Genomic DNA, 15,887 nt, shown 5'->3' on the forward strand with positions numbered 1-15,887 from the left:
TCCTGCTGGCTGAAAAGACGGGCATAAAAGCCTGAAAACACGATCGACGTTGCGCAAAGAGCGTCTCACTTCCGCGTGTCCTGCGGCAGGGCAAGGCGCTCGACGGGCAAGATCCAGATATTGGCTGCGGTAAAGGCAAGAGCCGCATAGGAGATCCCCATGAGAACCAGCGCCATCGCCGAGCTTTCAACGATCGGGGCAAAGGCGATCACGCAGGAAACGAGCATTCCCCCCACGAGGCAGGTCTTTCGGGCCCGTGTCGCGCTCCAGCCATGACGCAGCAGCGCATCTGAAACGCCGCCGCCGATCCAGCCGAAAGGGATGGCGAACAGGGCCGGAAAGAGCCCGTAATAACGCACATCGGCAAACGAGAAATGCCGCGCATTGATCAGGAAGGTCGGAAACCAGGTAATAAAGAAATAGATAGCGAAGTTGAGACAGAAAAACCCGATCATCATCCCCCAGATCGTGCGCTGTTTCAGCAGGTAGAGAAGTAAAACAGGCACGGCTCCATCAGGGTCAGCTCGATCTGGCTCTCTCCTGTCAGCGAGGCTCTTCCTACACCCCGGTGTCGAACGCTCATTGCAGGTACGAACGCTCCCGCCCCTGCGCGCTGCAAAGATCTTTTGAAGGCGCGCTGCGAGCGAAAAATGCCACTCCCGCGCCTAGCCGCAAGAGGAATATCCTCACCAAAAGAGCGAAGACCCTTATATCCTAGTCGATAGCGCAGGCCATCACCATCACTTCGGCAGCATGCCTAAAACCAGCTTACTTTATTCCGCGAAGCGATTATGATTCAGAGCTTCAGCTTCGTATCCCGCAGGATTCGAGCAACCAACGGTGGCTGCGCGATAAAGCTGGAGACCTGCTCTGGTGTCCCAAGCATACCGACATCGGCAACAGCTATGTCAGATATGAGGACTTTCTTCCCGGCCTCAATCAAACGGTTGTACATTGGCGCTATGTACCGCTCATTTTTCTCCATTCCGTCAGGCCTGGAAAACTGCTCGTGGTATAAACCCGTGTATAGATCCTTTCTGCTGAACCAATACAGGCCTAGGGAGGCGAATTCAGAGATCCGGACTTTCTCCCTCACCTCAACGACTGCGCCCTGATCGTTCAAGCGTGCAAACGACCATCCATCTCCCGGAGCACGAAAACAAGGGATCCAGCCGTCGCAATCAACCGGATTGGGAGGCGCCATAAGCCCCGGGCCTACGAAAGTATCGATATTGTAGACAGCAAATGGAAGGTGAGAATCTGTGCCCTCAGCAAGCGTTAGAGCAGTTGTCGCTTGACCATCGGTTGCATGCTCCAGTTCGACGATTTCGTCGACCTTAATTCCGAGAAGGTTGCATCGATCAAGGATATACGCTTTGGCATCAAGTTCTTTACGGGTGGCAAAACGGAATCGCCAACCTGAGTCCCTAAATGCCGACAAGCTCAACATAGACCAATCAAACAGAGGACGTCCGAGTGCCTCTATTTCATATTTAGGCTTCGAGTATCCAGCCTTGCTAAAGCGAGATCCCAAGCCCGCCATCGTAATCGCCATTATCCCCATTATAGTCAGCCTTTGGCAATGCGATCACGTTTGATGAATTCCTCAATCGCAGGGAAGTCATTATCCACAAACTCGCGAGGCCGAACAGCTCTGTCGTCGATGTAAAACCCGTTATGCCCAGCCCATGGTTTGCCTAGATGAAGCTCATCAAAGGGAATGTCATGCTGCATCAGCCACTGAAGCATGACTGAACTGACATCTCTGTTAATCACCCCCAGATTCCCCCCGCTCGACCTCATGCCTCGGGATGAATTCAGGATGATATGCCAGCCTTGGTCATGCAATTCCCTCAGCTTTGCAATGAGCTGTGGTTCCGGTGCGACGGAGGCATAGCTCATTCCAGCCTGCTTGATGTCGCACAATGTGCCATCCACATCCACAACCAGAACCTTATCTTCACGAATCATGCTATATCATCCAATCTATCGAGTATAGATGCGGCAGTTAGAGCAAATCCTGCCAGTTTATTGGGTCTATCGCTATGAAGAGGGAGCATTGACAGAAATAGCGATAATTCTACTGCGCGTACGGCAGAGATATCGAACCCAGCTTTTTCGAGGCGCCCACAGAAAGCCGTTTGCATCCATTGGGGTGGTCCACCCCCATCAAGCGAGCACTCCAAGGTCATCCGTTCGGTAAGAGAACAGGAAAACAGATCGTTATTGATGAAATCGTAACCACCCATAACAGAGTGACTGAACTTAGCAACGTCGTAGAGAGGATGCATAAGACCCGCTTCGAATGTCACCGCCCCTCTTGGATCGATGAGCCGCATGAATCCCAGTCTTTTCTCGAAAAGTATATTAGAAAAGCAGGGATCCCCATGACCAAAAACGAGATGCGGATCAGGAAAACGTTCAATTGCTCGCTCTATGAAGGGGACAGCATCATGATGCATATCACGCAACCCGCCACGTGGGCCCGAAGCTATCAGAATAGCATCAAGTTTCCGCCCCTGCTCCGTGTCGAGGAAAGTAGCCAGCCGCGCCTCGAGCTTTCCGAGAATCTGTCTTCTTCCCTCCGCCACCGTATGTTGGGCATTTCGCGCGCCTTTTTTGCGCGAGGCAATGAAAGCAAAAAAGCTTTCTAGAAGCGTATCGAACTCGGGCGGCTGAAACGCGCCATGAAGAAACTGCAGCGCGACATCCGGGATAGGCAGGTGCTCCATAGCGTAGCCTGCACTATCTTCTTTCTTCCAAAAGCCGAACGTAGGCATAAGAAAGCGCGTCATTTCCTCGGGTGCCACATGAAAATATTTGTATTCACCCTCCATTTTAGCGATGTCAGATGAGCGTTTGTAAAAAATACCACTCGAAGCAGAGGTATCATTGAAATGTCGGGATTCTGTTGATCCCACCAAAAATCTTTGCAAGTTACGCAGGATGCGCAGATCTACCATCAAAGCATGATCATCCATGCATGGCGCACTATCGGCAAGCCTGTGCAGAACGCTGCGGCGATCTTCATCATCGTCAGCGCCAAGCAAGGTGACGGCATCCTTCGCGCACAACAATATAGGGGCTACATCGTCATTGACTGGTCTGAGCAGCATCGTATCAACCGCAAAGGCTGCCTTGAGAAGGATATCTACTAGCTTGTCCATACATAAAGGGGCGATGCACGACGGAAGCAGAAAATAAAAGCTACCCGGGTCGCGCGTCTCGATATGACGGGCGAATTGGTGAGCCTCAATGTCAGTCTTGATAAAGAAGAAATCAGATTGCGCTTTCTTGGCCGCAGCCTCGATCTCAAGTGCCAGACGTTGACGACGCCGCACTATTCTAGCGAACGATACATCCCCTATTATTGACGCAATATCAGAAGACGGGGCAATCCGGTCATCGAATATTACAGTAACGATGTGTGCCACGCTTCTTCCTCAAACTTTCGTTCTTTGTTGTGCGGCCGACGCCCCACATTTAGGCAATCGGACGAGATAACCCCACGTCGCAAAAGGCCAAACGAGCAAAATTACAAATATATTGGCTGCCGCCGAGACCGCCAAAGCGGGGTCGATACTCTGCGCGATGACAGCCCGCCATTCCTGCGTCGTCCGGCTCACAAGAAGGACGCCAGCATTGTGGTAATAAGATGCGATAGCAATGTCACTGATCAGCGCCGTGGCAAGCAATTCAAGGCCCCAAATCAATACCGTGATCATCATAAGGATGGCGCCCTGACTACGCAGCAGACGCTCGCCATCGGTTGTCCCGATACGCACCATATCAAGCAGACGTAACGCGAAGAGGGTACGACTACCAGAGTGCCGAACAACCACGTAATTCTGCAGCCTTGTGAAAGCTCGGGGACAGATAAGGAAGCATATGCCTGCAGACAGGGTCACTGCCACGATCATCCACTGAATTGTCCTCGCCGCGTCGCCCCCCCAGCTTAACGCATGCCCATTCAGGTACAGCCCGGAGAGTAAGAGTAGCAGCATTACCGCGTCGAACAAACGGTCCAATACAACGGTCACTATGACCTTCGATAAACTCTGAGCAATAAGCCAGAGGTTCAGAAGACGGATCACCTCGCCAGCCTTAAAAGGGGGGATGATCGCGAAAGGCACAGTTGCGAAATGCAGAAAAAACGTCGTTCGGGCTGGGATCTTTAGTAGGTGGCTAGAAACCACACATAGCCGTACTGCTCTCAAGCAGTGCGCAAAAAAGAGAAACACCATTGAGGCCATCAGCGCACCACCGAGAAACGGTCCCAACACCCGAGCAACTAGGGAACCACCGGCAATAAGCAAAATTGCGCCTGTAGCCGCAACCGCGACAAACCTCCCTCTGTTGAGAAAGTTACACAACGATTGACGCAAATTTAAATTTGGTCTGGTCAGGCGTTCGCTTGTCGTAGGCACCATAACGCCGCTCATCACTATGTCTTAGTTGGAAGATCTGTTTCTGCATGGCGCCACAAACCAACCATCGTGGAGAGGTCACTCTCCCGAGCATACACCTGATGCTCTTCGTGCTTGAGAAGTCTTAGGCGAGAGATATCGTTGCGTCAACAGTGCAAGAATGTAAAGCTGCATTTGCGGGAGTTTGACGGTCATACGTCAGTCAAATGCCTGCAATTCCCCCGTAAGCCACAGAATGAGGCAGGTAAAAGAAATCATATCCGCGCTGCCGCCTGCGCTCGACCGGTTCCGCATACGATCGAATGTGGGCATAAGTGGCTCTTCGAAAATACAGAGCATGGCCAATCCAAAGATTTGAGGCACCAAGGTTTTGGTTGATGAAAATTCTAATGGAGGTGAACGCTTCAAAACGCTCGTTACCGGCAGCGTATGATCGTATGCGAGCATGAGCAGGAGAATGCGCCAAGCCATCAAGCCACTGCCAATTTAACCATACCGAGACTGGCTCAACATCCTTTCATTCGTCTAGAACATTGCTGAAAAGCAACACTTTTTCTCCCCCACAGCAGTAAGGTATAGCGGCTCTATCGGGCGATATGGCGAGGCATACCATAATAGCGCTAATTGCTAGATTACGGATCACAACTGGCAACGATTTCGTTCAGCGCGCCGAGCCAAAATGAACACATAGGCTCGGCTGGATGGAACGTCGGCTGGGGCCAGGTCAACCTCGTAGCCATAATCTACCTGCGTAGATATCTCGTCTAAGCTACTCCCCTGATCCAGAGGAGATCGTTCCCAGCATCCTGCTGATGCGGCTGAAGCAGCCCCCGAGGGGCATGATACACCACCAGCCCCTTCAAGCTACCCTGTATATCTCCCCCCTTACAAGACTGACCCAGACGTAACATACAAATAACTCTCGGATGTGTTACCGCCTCAATTGCAGGTATGCAGCACGGCTTTGGGGCTGTTGACCGGGTAGGAACTCGCCGTCGGATCATTGCTGCAAGCAGCATGCTCGATGCCGTTACAGGCGGATAAGGTCAGTGCGCCCACCAGAATTGCCAGAATTTTACCCATGATATCGTCCATTCCTTGGTTCGCTTCATCAACGCATCAGCACATGGAAACTGTCAATCAAGCGCGCAAAAAGGACAGATCAATCAATGAGGATCACGCGACAGAGCCGCGTCGCGTGATGGCAATGGCCAGAATCCCGGGGCCGGACGTATAGCCGCTGCACTCAACCGCCCGCCGGTAAACAGACCGGGTGCTCCGGTAATACCCGGTGCGGAAAGAGGCAGTCCGCGTAGCGACCGCATGGCGAGATAGGCAAAACACTCTGCCTCGACCATGTCACCATTCCATCCCAGCGTTTCCACCGGGGCCACACGACCCGCAAGCGTCTCTGCGAGAGCCTGCATCAGCACCGGATTATGGCGCCCGCCACCACAGACAAACCACGCGCGCGGCGCCTCCGGCAGAATGGTGGTCGCGACAGCCTGCACCGTAAAGGCCACAAGCGTTGCCGCCCCGTCTTCAGCCGAGAGCGGTGCCAGTAGATCAAGGGCCGCGATGAAGGCCTGGCGGTCCAGCGATTTGGGCGGCAGGCGATGAAAGAACGGCGCCGCGAGCAAAGCTGTGAGCCTTGCCTGATCGACCTGCCCCGCACGGGCAAGGGCGCCATCGTGATCGCAGGCGACCCCTGTATGACGCAAGGCCCAATCATCCAGCAGGGCATTCCCGGGCCCTGTATCGCAGGCGAGAATAGTCCCGTCACGACCGACATAGGTAACGTTCGCCACCCCGCCGATATTGAGAATGGCCACTGGCCTTCCCTGCCCCGCCAGACAGGCGGCGTGATACCAGGGGGCCAGGGGAGCCCCCTCCCCTCCGGCCCGCACATCGTCACTCCGGAAGTCATGAATGACCGGAAGGCCCGTTGCACCCGAGAGGCGCAGTGCGTCGCCAATCTGCCAGGTACGACCCGATTGCGGCGCATGAAACAGGGTCTGGCCATGAAAACCGATGAGATCGACCTCTCCCTCCATCGTCAGAACCTGACGGACAGCCTCTGCGTGGATATCGGTCAGGGCGCGCTCGGCCGAAAGCAACTCAGGCTCATCACCCCTGAGCTCCGAAGCGCGATCGAACAGGGCATAGAGTGCCTGACGCAAGGCGGCGTCATAACCCAGACTGAGCGACGCCCCCCGACGCCCGACCGTTACACCGTCGGTCTCGATAAGCGCCGCATCGACACCATCGAGCGACGTCCCACTCATAAGGCCGATAACACGCAGAAATCCCGGTTCCGCAGAGCGCATCGTCATGAAGGCCTCACGCTTTGAGAATGGCGTGAAGGTTATTGCCATTGGCGACCAGGGCGGCGTTGGCTTCATCGAGTGTCATGCCGTGACGCAGAAGAACGGCGCGTTTGACATTGCCCTTGCTGAGCCTGAGCGCCTCGTCGATTTCAGTATCACTCCCCCCGGCGAGGCTACGCACCATCGTGACGGCCCGGCGACCGAGCTTGGCATTGGTGACACGCATATCGACCATCAACCCACGATAGACATGGCCAAGACGGATCATGAGCGTTGTCGAAAGCAGGTTCAGCGCTGCTTTCTGGGCTGTCCCTGCCTTGAGCCGGGTCGATCCGGCCACGGCTTCCGGCCCGGTCGGCAGCAGGATGCCTAGCTCTGCCTCACGCAGTAGGCGCGTCTCCGCCACGCAGCTGATGCCAATGGTCAGGGCGCCAGCCTTGCGCGCCGCGTTCAAGGCTGCACAGCTATACGGCGTGTTCCCGCTCGCAGCGATGCCAAACACCACGTCATGTGGGCCGACATGATGCGCCGCCATTTCAGCCATGGCCGCGTCTTCATCATCTTCTGCCCCCTCGACCGCCTGAGATTGCGCATTGCTGCCACCGGCAAGCATCAGCACCAGACGCTCTGAGGGCCAGCCATAGGTTGGCGTCAGCTCCACACCATCCTGCATGCCGACGCGCCCGGCAGTGCCGGCCCCTACGTAAAACAGACGTCCCCCCTCGCGCAGCCGTGGCAAAGCAGCCTCGATCACCGCCTCCAGCGCTGGTACGGCGGCGCGCACCAAGGCGGTTGCCGCCATCTGGGCTTCGGCCAGCGCGTCGAGAATAGTGGCGGTGGGCCAGAGTTCGATCGTCGCGTAGCGCGGATCATGCGCCTCGGTCTGGGGAAAAGACGAGTTGTTGGTCATGATGCTCCTTTACGGCCTCGCCCGGCTTTTTGGCCCAAAGGCCCTCACGAGCCCGGCTGCGCCAAGGTGAAACAGGATACCCAGCGGGACAAGCCACGGAAAGGCGATCGAAACGCCCGCCATCTGCCCGCCGATCAGGACGAGTGCCATGGCGGCAAGCGACACCACAAACCCTGTCCTGACGGCGCGCCCTCCGAGACCCGGCAGAAAAAGCGCGCAGAGGAAGGCGCCAAGCGTCGGCCCATAAGACCAGCCTGCTATGGTCAGGCCGAGTATCACCGCCGATTTGGTCCCCATGGTGAACAGGGCAGCCCCTGTCAGCAGAATCACGCCCCAGAAAAGCGTCATGAGTCGCGGGGCAGACAGGGCACGCGGCTGATAGCCCAGCGCCCGCATGGTGCGGTCGATCAGACGCTGTGGCGCAGGGCCGAAATCGGTCAGGCTCGCGCCCGCCATCGCATTGAGGGTGGAAGACAAAGACCCCATCGTCGCACTCAGCACGCCTGCAATCAGCAGCCCCGATATCCCCGCCGGAAGTGCGTCGACGATGAAATGCGGAAAGAGCGCATCAGGGGAGTCGAGCCCCAGCCCTGCGAGGCTCTTGCCTGCCTCCCGGATCCAGAGCTGCACCCCCAGCACCGAAAGCAGACCGAAAAGCAGAGCCACCACGATTGCGCTGCCTATCAGAGCCAGGCGCGCCTCAAGCAGAGAGCGCGCGGCCAGCAGGCGCTGCACCATAAGCTGATCAGTGCCATGAGACGCGACGGAAAGCACTGCCCCGCCAATAACGGCAGAAGCAAGGGTGAACGGATCGTGCCACCAGTTAGTGGCCGTCATCGGATGAAAGACCTGCAGGCGCCCGGCCTGCCAGGCTTCATGCCAGCCCGCCATGGTGACGGTGTGCCCGACAAAGACGACACAGAACACTGCGCCAAAACCATAAAGCCCCAGCTGGATCGCATCAGACCAGACGACTGCACGCAATCCACCGAGGATGGTGTAGAGGAGTGTGAAAGCCAGTATGGCGCCCAGAACCGTCCACCGACCGACGGGCAGCCCTGCATGTGTAAAAAGCCAGACGACAGGCAGCGCGCCCGCCAGAAGGCGGATGCTCTCGGCCAGAAAGCGCGTGATCAGAAACGCCCCCGAGGCCAGACGCTGCATGGAGGCACCGTAGCGCTGCCCAAGCAGGGTATAGGCACTCGTCAGCGCGCCCTCGCGATAGCGTGGCAGAAACCACAGCGCGACTGCGCCTCGTCCGACACAATATCCGGCAGCGATACCGAGAAAGACGAGCCCCTGTGTATATCCGACCCCGGGAATACTGATGAAAGTCAGCGTCGATGTTTCCGTCGCGACCAGAGACAGGCAGAGCGCCCACCAAGGCAGATCATGATGACCTGACAGAAAATCGCCGGACGATCTCCCTGCCCTGCGACTGACACGCCAGATCAGAAACGAGAGCGCAATGAAATAGATCAGGATAACAGTCAGATCGAGCGGCTTCATGTCACCTTGTCGGGCACGATGTCGGGAGAGGTCGTCATCATGTCACGACGTGACGACGAGGCAAGGGCTCATCGTCGGAAATCCCGGTGCGTCAACCTGATGAAGGCTCCTTTCAGTGAAGCACTGCCTCTGCATCGACAAGATCAACATCACGCATCTGATCGAGATAGGCTTCACAATAGGCCTTGTGCGACGCCCCGACGATCACGAGCAAACGGCTGCCCGGTGCGCGGGTAAGCAACTCGCGGATATTGGCGACCATGCGCAGATTTCTTGTTTCCCAATATCCGACATATTGACGCCCATATCCCTGCCTTGAGGGCTCCCTCAGAGCCGCCCCCCAGTCAGATCGATAAGCCTCCATTGCGTAGCCAGGCGCATTATAGGCTCTGTAGAGCGTAAGCCAGCCGTCAACCGCGCCAAGCTGGGCGTCAAGTCTTTTGTCCTGCACCAGACGTGCTTTGGTGGCCGGGTTGTTCCATGCCTGCTGCAGGGCGGCACCATAGGCTTTTTCGTCCTGCGCCATCCCGGCAAAATTCTGATCATCCATGCCCCAGACGCGCTCCAGACCAAGCCTTGCCGCCAGGCGCGCTCCGATCAGAACACTCTCATTCCTGCGTGTTGTCTGAAGGGTGAGCCAGTCGACCAATTCAATCGTCAATCCATCGGCATTCCGGCGTTCTGCCGGTGGAAGACGCAGCCACTGAACGACAGCAGAATTCGGCTCGCCCGCCGCCAGAAAGATTAGCGCCAGTCGACGGCGCTGGGCCGGGCTCGGCGTTTGCGGCCAATCGGCCAGGAGACGATCGGCCTCATCATTGGCCTGAACGACGGTCAGACCCACCGCCTTTCCGGCGGGGCTCGGGTCGGGGCAATAGCGCTCTACCGACGCGGCCAGCCCTTCTCCCCGACGACGCATCCACTCGCATAACAAGCCGGAACTGCTCTCGGTCACGATCACATCGGGGTGCCATGCCGCCAGTTTTCCCATTACGGGGTCGAGAGCCCTGGCCGAAAATGGCGCAGTCAGGCCGGAAAGATGAGGGCTGCCAAGCACCAGAACTTCATTATGACGCCCTGCCGGAGAGTCATTGAGGGCTTCAGGATGAAATGAGGGATGATAGGGCTGCGCTTGTGCCTGGAGAGACAGTGTGGCCAGGAGCAGGATGAAAATTCTAGAGACCCGATGCACTGTTGCTCACCACATTTGATATCAATTGCCACAAATTTGCATACGACCGGCAACACGGCGCTACGCTTTGCGCCACAAGCCACTGCCCTCGATGCGTTGTGAACGTTCAGAGGCCCGGCCAGTCGCTGAATCGAGATTCAAGCCTCGTCAGGCCTCTCTGCCCATGCCGCTATGTCGACCAGCTGTTTTTCAAACCTTTCGGGTGTCTGCGCCTTATGTCGCAGTGATCTCGCACGTCACCGCGATCTGTTATCAGGCATCCAATACCGTTTCCCAGCCACCATAATCCCTCGGGAAACACTTCTGCTTCGGGGTCCCAGAAAAAGAACCAGAACCTCTTTCCGATGATTACTGCCTCATCCAACAAGATGTCCTGCATATCAGCGGGAACCTCCCTACCCATGTGGCGCTTTGTATCTACCACATTTTTCCTGATACGCAGTGAGGCTATTTCGCGCGCCTCTTCAAAGGTGATCTTTTTTCATTTTGACACCGGATTCCATTTCCAAAAACAAAAATACATTGATCATTAGTAATCAATATTTTTATCCTCAGTACCTTATAATAATTTTCGCAACTATAAATTGAAATCCTATTTTTCTATCCGGTGAATCATCTCATCGAGCGCTTCGACGTCGATATCGAGCGCCTTGAAAGACATGCTGGACGGGTTCACGATCTCGATCGTGGTTTTTTCTTCGAAACTCAAAACGGCATTCTGCGCCGAAAACTCGAGCACGTGGCCGCTGATCGTCGATTTGACGTCGAGAAAATGAAAGTGGAAACCCGGCACGGAGATGCGTCCAAACAGTTCCGGCGTCCAGAAGCCTATCAGACGCCCTTCGATTGCCTCGTGCCGATCGACCTGCTGTGCTGATGCAACCTGATCGACGCTGCGACTGCCGCCATCGGCACGATGGGGGCGTCGCAACACGAGATGTTCGAACTTGCCACTTATCGAGACAGCCAGAAAGATATTGTCGGGACGAATGAAGCGGGTGAGTTGCTCCTGTGCATTCTCATGAGTGACAGACGAAACTACCCGCTCCTGCTGAGGGGTGAACTCAGTCACCTGCACGAAGGGGATTTCTGTTTCTGCCGAGAGGCAGTGCAGCGCTTCACCTGCCGTCGCCTCATGCACCTTGCCGTCCTGAATGGTCAGTTCGCCACTGATCTCGGCCGAGCAGCCCAGGCCAAAAGCCCGATGCGAGCAGAAAGCCGAGAGAGGCGCCTCGCCTCGAAAATGCCCGGCCATCAGGGCCCCAATGGTCGAGAACTGGGTGATCTTGCTCATGCGATTTCTCTTTCTGGCTGATCAGGTAATCTTCTGAACCGAGAGCGGAAACGGGTTGAAGACAGACCAGCCCGTTTTCTGCACCAGTTTCTCAAGGGCCAATGTGCCAAGCAGCGAGTTGCCCTGTGCATTCAGCCCGGGCGACCAGACAGCAACGGAGGCCAGACCGGGCGCAATGGCCAGAATACCGCCACCTACCCCCGATTTACCGGGGAGCCCCACCCGGATAGCGAAAGCGCCAGAGCCATCATAATGGCCGCACATCATCATCAGGGCCATGATGGTACGCGTATTGGGCACCGAAGTCACCATGCGACCAGTATGAAGGTCTACCCCGCCCGTCATGAGATACCCGCCGATACCCGCAAGCTGGCGGCATGACATGGTCAGCGCGCATTGATGAAAATAGAGGTCGAGTGTGTCTTCGATGGGGTTTCGTATATTGCCGAAAGTGCGCATGTAATTGGCAAGAGCCGCGTTGCGAAACCCCGTCTCACGCTCCTGCTGCGCCATGTTCTCGTCGATATACAGCCCCTCAGGCGCGCCCGACTGCGCCCTGGCAAAATCGAGCAGTACCTGACGGGCGCCCATCCGCCCCAGATGCGAAACCAGGATATCGGAAATGACGATGGCCCCCGCATTGATGAACGGATTGCGGGGAATGCCGTGCTCGCTCTCGAGCTGCACGATCGAGTTGAAGGCACTGCCAGAGGGCTCCTGACGGACGCGGCTCCAGAGCGCACTGCCCTCAAGTGTCAGGGCCAGGGTCAGGCCGAATACTTTCGACAGGCTCTGGATCGAAAAAGCCTCATCGGCATCGCCCGCCACATGGGCACCGCCCCCGGCATCGATCACGGCAATGCCGAACTTCCCCGGGTCAACGCAGGCGAGAGGAGGAATATAGTCAGCCACGTGGCCACGCTCGGTGATCCCTCGCATGTCATGCGCGATTTCGGCAACGATGCTGTCGAGATCGGCCATATCCTGTCCTTCCTGCTGGGTGCCTGATCGGGTGGCACAGACATGACATGGCGGCGCAGACCGCACAACGCCCCTGCCGCATGAGCGCAGTTGAGATCGGCGGGTTAATCTGCGATGAGGGCTTCATGACTGGTGGCATTTTGAAACCCGGCGAGCAGCACGACGACCCGACTGGCATGCCAGAGGTCACGCTTCCTGACGTCGATACGCAATCTGAAGGGTTTCGCCTCAATCGCGCGGCACGACGCAATGCGCTGATCGAGGATTATGTCGAGCTCATTGCCGATCTCCTGGCCGAAGGGCGCGAGGCGAGGCAGGTCGATATCGCGACCCGGCTTGGCGTCTCGCAACCCACCGTCGCCAAGATGCTGACCCGCCTCTCCAATGAGGGCTATGTGCATCGCCGACCCTATCGCGGTGTCTTCCTGACCGGGAAAGGGCAGAGCGTGGCGGATGAGGCGAAAAACCGCCATCGCATCGTCGAGAGCTTTCTGCGCGCCCTTGGCATCAGTGAAGAGACACTGCGCGTCGATGCGGAAGGGATCGAACATTATGTGAGTGACGAGACACTCGCTGCCTTCGACCGCGCCCTTGCCAATGGACTCGGCTCCCTGACTGGCCCATCCGACACGAACTGATCAGACGGTATCAGCGCCAGCCTCGAACAAGGCCGCCCCACAGAGACGCGACCCGCGCGTGAGCAGTGCATGAAGACGGGCAACGCAGCTTGTGCCCCAACTGATATCACGGGCCAGATCGTAGTCCTCACGCAGAATAAGACCGGGAACACGAGACGATACCTCGTGCAGCTGGCGCAGGCTCCAGTCGAAACGCGCCCCGGTCTGACGCACGCTGGGATTGCTATGGGCATGCCGTGAAACGAAGGGCGAGACATAGTCGAACACGATACCAAGCGGGGCTTTTCTTGCAGCCGCAAAATCCCTGAGCCGGGCAAACAGGCGCCATACGATTTCAGGTGGCAAATACATCAGCACACCCTCGGCAAAAAACAGTATGGGCTGACCCTGGCTATGCGGCAGGGCACCAAGCCATGACCCTGCCCCCAGTTCATCGCTTACCAACCCGGTGCCGATCATTCCCGGCGGACGAACATGCTCACGCAGGGTCAGGATCTCGGGCAGTTCGATGTCGTACCACAGCGCCGCATCGATGTTGTTCAGCCGGTTCTGGCGCATATCGAGCCCTGAGCCAAAGCTCAGGCAGAGTGTGGCCGGGTAACGCATGAGCCAGGCCTCGATGACCCGGTCGAACCATCTGGCCCGCAGAATGGTCCCACGCATCGATTTACGGTCAGCAGCGAAACGCGCCGGATCAAAACCCAGCCGCGCCGCGATCGCCTCTGCCGTACGGTCGCGAAACCCGAGATCGGGCTCCTGCTCTGGGGCAAGCACGCGCGCCGCCAGCGTGATCAGCATGGTTTCCGTCACGCCGCGCAGCCTTGCCAGTGACATTTCAGGAAGAGGGGCGTTGCATAACATGGCAGAACACTCCTTGCTGCGGCGCCGCATGAAGCCATTATGCGAATCGTTCGCATCTGACGCTATCGTCTTCGCAGTGGAAAGGCCAGACCTGCCGAGCCGATGGCGACGACGCCCCTGCCATTGACAGCGCGTCAAAACCAACCACCTGATCAACAGGACGTTATCAGTCCAGAATGTATGCGTCTGCTGAATATAGCATATTGCATATTGATAAGCCTTAGGTTTGAGTAACGCCCCATGTCCTGCCCTCCGCCCGCACAGGGAACCTGCTCCAGCCAGACCGGAACCGACCCCATCGGCGCCGACCAGCCCGATGTGAAACGCACATCGTGGCGGTTTACACGTGCGCTCGGGGCTGACGGGCATAGTCTGCCCGAGGTCTTCTCATCCGTGCGTGTGGCGCCCGAAGGCGCAGGCTGGCTCAGGCGTTTCCTGTCATTCGTGGGGCCGGGCTATATGGTGGCCGTGGGATATATGGACCCCGGCAACTGGGCGACCGACCTGCAGGGCGGAGCACAATTCGGCTACACCCTGCTTTCGGTCATCATGATTTCAAATCTGATGGCCATTCTGCTTCAGGCACTGGCAGCCCGTCTGGGTATCGTGACCGGGCGCGATCTGGCACAGGCCTGCCGCGACCATTTTCCGCCCGCCATCTCCTTCGTGCTCTGGTTCACCTGTGAACTGGCCATCATCGCGTGCGACCTGGCTGAAGTCATCGGCACGGCTGTTGCGCTGCAATTGCTATTTCATATCCCACTGCTTTTTGGCGCCCTTATCTCCGCATTCGATGCGCTGATCGTCCTGTTTCTGATGAATCGCGGCTTCCGCTATCTCGAGGCTTTCATCATCGCGCTTCTGAGCATCATCGCGGTATGTTTTGGCGTGCAGATCGTGGCAGCCGCCCCGCCGGTGGCCGCTGTGATGGCCGGGTTCCTGCCACGCGCAAGCGTGGTGACCAGCCCTGCCATGCTCTACATCGCCATTGGCATCATCGGCGCAACGGTCATGCCCCATAACCTTTATCTGCACTCGTCTATCGTGCAGACGCGCGACTACAGACGTGACGATGAGGGGCGCAAGGATGCGCTACGCTGGGCAACCCTCGACAGTACGGTCGCGCTCATGCTGGCGCTGTTTATCAATGCTGCCATTCTGATCGTGTCTGCAGCAGCCTTTCACGGCACAGGCCATCAGGATGTTGCCGAGATCGAGGATGCGTATCGCCTGCTCTCGCCCGTGCTTGGCATGGGCTTGGCCTCGACCCTTTTTGCTGTCGCTCTTCTTGCCGCAGGCACTAATTCCACCGTCACCGGCACGCTGGCCGGGCAGATCGTGATGGAAGGGTTTCTGCACCTGACCATCCCGCACTGGGCGCGTCGTCTTGTCACACGAGGTCTGGCCATTCTGCCGGTCGTGGTCGTGACAGCGCTCTATGGAGACCATGGTGTGGGCAAGCTGCTGATCTTCAGCCAGGTCGTGCTCTCGCTGCAGCTGCCCTTCGCGGTCATCCCGCTGGTGATGTTCGTCTCTGACAGACGCAAGATGGGGCGTTTCACGATCTCGCCCGGCATGAAAACCCTCTCCTGGGCCGTGGCGGCGATCATCCTGCTCCTCAATTTCAAACTTCTCTACGACACCCTCGCCGCCTGAGGCGAGACCCCTCTCCTTTTCCACCGCAATGCTGTGAAAGACCGACCCATGCCCCTTTCCGCTTCACAATATAGCAATTGCTATTCAAGAAA

Annotated in this window: 15 protein-coding genes; 2 read left to right on the forward strand and 13 right to left on the reverse strand. The window is 57.2% G+C overall.

Translation table 11 applies throughout. The features are described from left to right. Positions 1–65 precede the first annotated feature (65 nt). The 12 genes from AA105894_RS06595 to AA105894_RS06650 form a co-directional block, all read right to left on the reverse strand. Complete coding sequence (locus tag AA105894_RS06595; RefSeq protein WP_332337775.1) at positions 66–506, reverse strand: MFS transporter; 441 nt, start codon at positions 504–506, stop codon at positions 66–68. A 290-nt stretch (positions 507–796) separates the two neighbouring features. Further along, a complete protein-coding gene (locus tag AA105894_RS06600; protein WP_267310987.1) occupies positions 797–1,555 on the reverse strand; it encodes a glycosyltransferase family 2 protein in 759 nt (252 codons plus the stop codon). Between the two features lie 14 nt (positions 1,556–1,569). Next, positions 1,570–1,971 (reverse strand): HAD family hydrolase, encoded by a 402-nt coding sequence (locus AA105894_RS06605; RefSeq protein WP_267310988.1) that lies wholly within the window; start codon positions 1,969–1,971, stop codon positions 1,570–1,572. After that, complete coding sequence (locus AA105894_RS06610) at positions 1,968–3,434, reverse strand: phosphotransferase family protein (RefSeq protein ID WP_267310989.1); 1,467 nt, start codon at positions 3,432–3,434, stop codon at positions 1,968–1,970. Before AA105894_RS06610 ends, AA105894_RS06605 begins: the two co-directional genes overlap by 4 nt. A 9-nt stretch (positions 3,435–3,443) precedes the next feature. Beyond that, a complete protein-coding gene (locus tag AA105894_RS06615) occupies positions 3,444–4,442 on the reverse strand; it encodes a lysylphosphatidylglycerol synthase domain-containing protein (protein ID WP_267310990.1) in 999 nt (332 codons plus the stop codon). Between the two features lie 924 nt (positions 4,443–5,366). Then, positions 5,367–5,510 carry a hypothetical protein gene (locus AA105894_RS06620; protein WP_188424538.1) on the reverse strand — a complete coding sequence of 48 codons (144 nt, stop codon included), beginning with the start codon at positions 5,508–5,510 and terminating at the stop codon, positions 5,367–5,369. An 83-nt stretch (positions 5,511–5,593) separates the two neighbouring features. Further along, on the reverse strand, positions 5,594–6,760 hold the full coding sequence (locus AA105894_RS06625; protein WP_267310991.1) for an anhydro-N-acetylmuramic acid kinase: 1,167 nt from the start codon (positions 6,758–6,760) through the stop codon (positions 5,594–5,596). Positions 6,761–6,767: 7 nt separating this feature from the next. Next, a complete protein-coding gene (locus tag AA105894_RS06630; protein ID WP_267310992.1) occupies positions 6,768–7,664 on the reverse strand; it encodes an N-acetylmuramic acid 6-phosphate etherase in 897 nt (298 codons plus the stop codon). A gap of 9 nt (positions 7,665–7,673) precedes the next feature. Next, the gene (locus AA105894_RS06635; protein WP_267310993.1) at positions 7,674–9,173 is read right to left on the reverse strand and encodes a sodium:solute symporter; all 1,500 of its coding nucleotides are present in this window, start codon (positions 9,171–9,173) and stop codon (positions 7,674–7,676) included. A gap of 112 nt (positions 9,174–9,285) precedes the next feature. Further along, complete coding sequence (locus AA105894_RS06640; RefSeq protein ID WP_267310994.1) at positions 9,286–10,365, reverse strand: DUF5694 domain-containing protein; 1,080 nt, start codon at positions 10,363–10,365, stop codon at positions 9,286–9,288. A gap of 592 nt (positions 10,366–10,957) precedes the next feature. After that, positions 10,958–11,659: an acetolactate decarboxylase gene (locus AA105894_RS06645; protein ID WP_267310995.1), complete on the reverse strand. Its 702-nt coding sequence runs from the start codon at positions 11,657–11,659 to the stop codon at positions 10,958–10,960. A gap of 21 nt (positions 11,660–11,680) precedes the next feature. Beyond that, the gene (locus AA105894_RS06650; protein WP_267310996.1) at positions 11,681–12,640 is read right to left on the reverse strand and encodes a glutaminase; all 960 of its coding nucleotides are present in this window, start codon (positions 12,638–12,640) and stop codon (positions 11,681–11,683) included. Positions 12,641–12,816: 176 nt separating this feature from the next. Between AA105894_RS06650 and mntR the strand changes: the two genes are divergently transcribed. After that, the gene (mntR, locus tag AA105894_RS06655; RefSeq protein ID WP_267311055.1) at positions 12,817–13,278 is read left to right on the forward strand and encodes a manganese-binding transcriptional regulator MntR; all 462 of its coding nucleotides are present in this window, start codon (positions 12,817–12,819) and stop codon (positions 13,276–13,278) included. Here mntR and AA105894_RS06660 read toward each other — a convergent pair whose 3' ends face one another. Beyond that, the gene (locus AA105894_RS06660; RefSeq protein WP_267310997.1) at positions 13,279–14,139 is read right to left on the reverse strand and encodes a class I SAM-dependent methyltransferase; all 861 of its coding nucleotides are present in this window, start codon (positions 14,137–14,139) and stop codon (positions 13,279–13,281) included. Between the two features lie 240 nt (positions 14,140–14,379). On the opposite strand from AA105894_RS06660, the gene AA105894_RS06665 reads away from it, so the two are divergent. Further along, positions 14,380–15,795 carry an Nramp family divalent metal transporter gene (locus AA105894_RS06665; RefSeq protein ID WP_267310998.1) on the forward strand — a complete coding sequence of 472 codons (1,416 nt, stop codon included), beginning with the start codon at positions 14,380–14,382 and terminating at the stop codon, positions 15,793–15,795. Positions 15,796–15,887 lie beyond the last annotated feature (92 nt).

It is taken from the genome of Asaia spathodeae NBRC 105894, from assembly GCF_025994195.1.
Taxonomy (GTDB): Bacteria; Pseudomonadota; Alphaproteobacteria; order Acetobacterales; family Acetobacteraceae; genus Asaia; species Asaia siamensis.

Excerpts from the sequence above, each read along its gene's own strand:
- AA105894_RS06660 (WP_267310997.1), bottom strand. The coding sequence starts at position 14,139 with ATGTTATGCAACGCCCCTCTTCCTGAAATGTCACTGGCAAGGCTGCGC.
- AA105894_RS06600 (WP_267310987.1), bottom strand. The coding sequence starts at position 1,555 with ATGGCGATTACGATGGCGGGCTTGGGATCTCGCTTTAGCAAGGCTGGA.
- AA105894_RS06635 (WP_267310993.1), bottom strand. The coding sequence starts at position 9,173 with ATGAAGCCGCTCGATCTGACTGTTATCCTGATCTATTTCATTGCGCTC.
- AA105894_RS06615 (WP_267310990.1), bottom strand. The coding sequence starts at position 4,442 with ATGAGCGGCGTTATGGTGCCTACGACAAGCGAACGCCTGACCAGACCA.
- AA105894_RS06650 (WP_267310996.1), bottom strand. The coding sequence starts at position 12,640 with ATGGCCGATCTCGACAGCATCGTTGCCGAAATCGCGCATGACATGCGA.
- AA105894_RS06645 (WP_267310995.1), bottom strand. The coding sequence starts at position 11,659 with ATGAGCAAGATCACCCAGTTCTCGACCATTGGGGCCCTGATGGCCGGG.
- AA105894_RS06620 (WP_188424538.1), bottom strand. The coding sequence starts at position 5,510 with ATGGGTAAAATTCTGGCAATTCTGGTGGGCGCACTGACCTTATCCGCC.
- mntR (WP_267311055.1), top strand. The coding sequence starts at position 12,817 with ATGCCAGAGGTCACGCTTCCTGACGTCGATACGCAATCTGAAGGGTTT.
- AA105894_RS06605 (WP_267310988.1), bottom strand. The coding sequence starts at position 1,971 with ATGATTCGTGAAGATAAGGTTCTGGTTGTGGATGTGGATGGCACATTG.
- AA105894_RS06630 (WP_267310992.1), bottom strand. The coding sequence starts at position 7,664 with ATGACCAACAACTCGTCTTTTCCCCAGACCGAGGCGCATGATCCGCGC.
- AA105894_RS06625 (WP_267310991.1), bottom strand. The coding sequence starts at position 6,760 with ATGACGATGCGCTCTGCGGAACCGGGATTTCTGCGTGTTATCGGCCTT.
- AA105894_RS06665 (WP_267310998.1), top strand. The coding sequence starts at position 14,380 with ATGTCCTGCCCTCCGCCCGCACAGGGAACCTGCTCCAGCCAGACCGGA.